The organism is Streptomyces sp. NPDC051133, assembly GCF_040682635.1.
Lineage (GTDB): Bacteria > Actinomycetota > Actinomycetes > Streptomycetales > Streptomycetaceae > Streptomyces.
In genome coordinates, this window is the sequence record NZ_JBFBBK010000246.1 from 1 (window position 1) to 1,230 (window position 1,230).

At 69.5% G+C, this 1,230-nt stretch carries 1 protein-coding gene and 1 pseudogene; one reads left to right on the forward strand and one right to left on the reverse strand.

Translation table 11 applies throughout. The annotated features are described in order from the left end of the window. Positions 1–93: pseudogene (locus AB0N17_RS46795) on the forward strand (NAD-binding protein); the annotation flags it as partial. A gap of 872 nt (positions 94–965) precedes the next feature. Here the strand turns inward: AB0N17_RS46795 and AB0N17_RS46800 are convergent. Continuing rightward, complete coding sequence (locus tag AB0N17_RS46800; protein WP_366017744.1) at positions 966–1,124, reverse strand: hypothetical protein; 159 nt, start codon at positions 1,122–1,124, stop codon at positions 966–968. Positions 1,125–1,230 lie beyond the last annotated feature (106 nt).

The window sequence follows — 1,230 nt, forward strand, 5'->3', positions numbered from 1 at the left end:
GGGGCCATCGGCGTCGAGTTCGCCTACCTGCTGCGGTCCTACGGCGTGGAGGTCACGCTGGTCGAGTTCCTCGACCGGATCGCGCCCCTGGAGTGGCGTTCCCGGTGATCGACTGCCCTGCCGTGCCTCCAGTCGCACCAGCTACTCGGCCTCGAGCCATCGAGCGGGCCGCGACCGGACGACGCCCGCCGGCACCGTTACGCCACTTGAACGCACCTCCACGCGCCATGCTGCTTTTCCCTGCAGAGTAGGAGCGGAGCCTGTCCGGGACCCATCGCACGCCGTCCCGGGCAGGCCACAAGCCGTGGCGTAAGCGGGCGGCACCTGGCGTGAAGTCAACTTCAGTCAGGCCGCCCTCCGCAAGCGGCCCGACCAGCCCCCGGCTGGGATGTCACTCCCGCTCCGGACCAGGGGGCTGAAGGCCCGAAGCGGGAGGGTACGGCGGCACACTCATCCCCGCCGTGCCACCGCGCGTTCACCCATGTGATGCCCCCCTTCTCCTCCTGACGGGCAGTTCACGCCCGCTCACCCGCCACCCGTGACCTGCGCGTGAGCCGGTCGTTGAGCACAGCAGCGCGCCATGAACGTCCCTGCCCCCACCAGGGGGTGCGCTGTGAGGGGCCCGGGTCTCCTTCGTCTACCTTCGGGCCCTCACCCTCGCCAGCCGCAGATGTCGCAGGGCATGGGCACTGCCGGAGCGGGCTACCCGCGAAGGTGCGGGTCCGAAATCAAGCCCTCATTGTGGGGGCCTCCAGGGCCCCAGACGCTCCAGACCTCAACGGTCTCTTCTTCGGGCAGGACGCTCTGCGCGTCAGCGAACCCGCCCTACGCACCGAACCAGCGTGGGAACGGGACGCAGCCGGTCTCCCTGGTCCCTACCGCCGGACGCGCTGCACCCCGGCCAATGACCGCAGGCAAGCACCAAGGGCTGGCCGTCGGGACCGGTCATGCGGTGCGAGCTTCTGTCAGGCTGCGCTCTTCTCGCTGCGCCGCCCGGCGCGGGCGAGAGAGTCGATGAGGCCCTCACGGCTCATCTTCGACCGGCCCGGCACCTCCATCGCGGTCACCCGCTGATACAGCTCCGTCTTGCTCAGCTTCTGCAACTCCCGCTTCCCGCCGGACACACTGCCGCTTCGCGTGGGAGAGGTCGAGATCCACCAGGATCTCCTTGAGGTCCACCGTCTCGTCGCGGCAGAAGCCTCGAAGCTCGTCCCACATCTCGGGGACCCT